Source organism: Rheinheimera mesophila (assembly GCF_000986865.1).
Lineage (GTDB): Bacteria > Pseudomonadota > Gammaproteobacteria > Enterobacterales > Alteromonadaceae > Pararheinheimera > Pararheinheimera mesophila.
The window spans coordinates 1-859 of the sequence record NZ_LAVS01000055.1 but is presented as its reverse complement, the minus strand read 5'-3'; the positions used below and the strand labels follow the sequence as shown (position 1 = coordinate 859).

Below are 859 nucleotides of genomic sequence, written 5' to 3'. Positions count from 1 at the left end.
TACTTACACCACTACGGCTAGTTAATAGCCCGACATAGCCCTCTGGTATGCTTACAGCTACATCTGTTTTAATCACTGCCTTTTCTTGTGGCTCAAGTACGACAGTTTCAGCTGAGAATATGTCATAACCTGCATCCGTCTTATGATTTCGTTCGGGCATTCTAGCATTTTCTGATAATAGCCTTACTTGTAATGTGTTAGTCATTTTCCTGCTCCTCCTTGATTAAATGAATTGGTTTAACAACAAAGTCTATAAGACTAATAATAGATCCGTCAGATAACTTGTAATGCGTGTCTCTAATATCGCCAACAAGTTGTACAATTTCTAAAGTTGAATTTGTTTCTGGATTAAAAACCTTGTCTCCTACACTAATGCTCATTTTCCTGTTCCTCCTCATATTTATAGACAACTTGACCTGCCATAATCCCTACTGCTTCATCAAGTTCAACACCTTCTTTAACTGAATGTTGAATAGCATTTGTCATTCCCTCAAGTATTTCATCAAACGCTTGCGCTTTCTTATACACGTCTTCAATCTCTTTTAGCAATCCCTCTGTGTCATTGCCGTTATACGCACTAGCACTGATCACTGATTGTTCTATTTGTTCACGGTTATCCATTTGTGTCATCCTCCGTAAAAATTTTATTGTTTAATTCCATCCCAAATTTAACTCTTTCATCATCGTTGCCGAATTCGTTTATTAAATCTTTTTCAACGCTCTTGCAATACCTATCCCATGCGCTTGCTTTCTTCTCTAGATCTTTGTTACGTTCTCTTAACTTACCTATATCCCCAATAAGCTCATCTCGTTGCTTCTTGTACTCATCACGTTGTTTTCTCATCTTCTTCAACCTAGC

Annotated in this window: 4 protein-coding genes; all 4 read right to left on the bottom strand. The window is 37.6% G+C overall.

Going from position 1 to position 859, the window contains the following annotated elements:
* The coding region (locus tag SD53_RS12440; RefSeq protein WP_046520540.1) for a dCTP deaminase/dUTPase family protein at nt 1–205 on the bottom strand (205 nt) is incomplete at its 3' end.
* On the bottom strand, nt 198–380 hold the full coding sequence (locus tag SD53_RS12435) for a hypothetical protein (protein WP_000028422.1): 183 nt from the start codon (nt 378–380) through the stop codon (nt 198–200). The genes SD53_RS12440 and SD53_RS12435, both read right to left, overlap by 8 nt.
* Nucleotides 370–621: a type II toxin-antitoxin system toxin HigB gene (gene higB / locus SD53_RS12430; protein ID WP_001837494.1), complete on the bottom strand. Its 252-nt coding sequence runs from the start codon at nt 619–621 to the stop codon at nt 370–372. Before higB ends, SD53_RS12435 begins: the two co-directional genes overlap by 11 nt.
* On the bottom strand, nt 614–859 hold a 246-nt coding region (locus tag SD53_RS12425), incomplete at its 5' end, for a hypothetical protein (protein WP_046520539.1). The genes higB and SD53_RS12425, both read right to left, overlap by 8 nt.

Excerpts from the sequence above, each read along its gene's own strand:
- higB (WP_001837494.1), bottom strand. The coding sequence starts at position 621 with ATGGATAACCGTGAACAAATAGAACAATCAGTGATCAGTGCTAGTGCG.
- SD53_RS12435 (WP_000028422.1), bottom strand. The coding sequence starts at position 380 with ATGAGCATTAGTGTAGGAGACAAGGTTTTTAATCCAGAAACAAATTCA.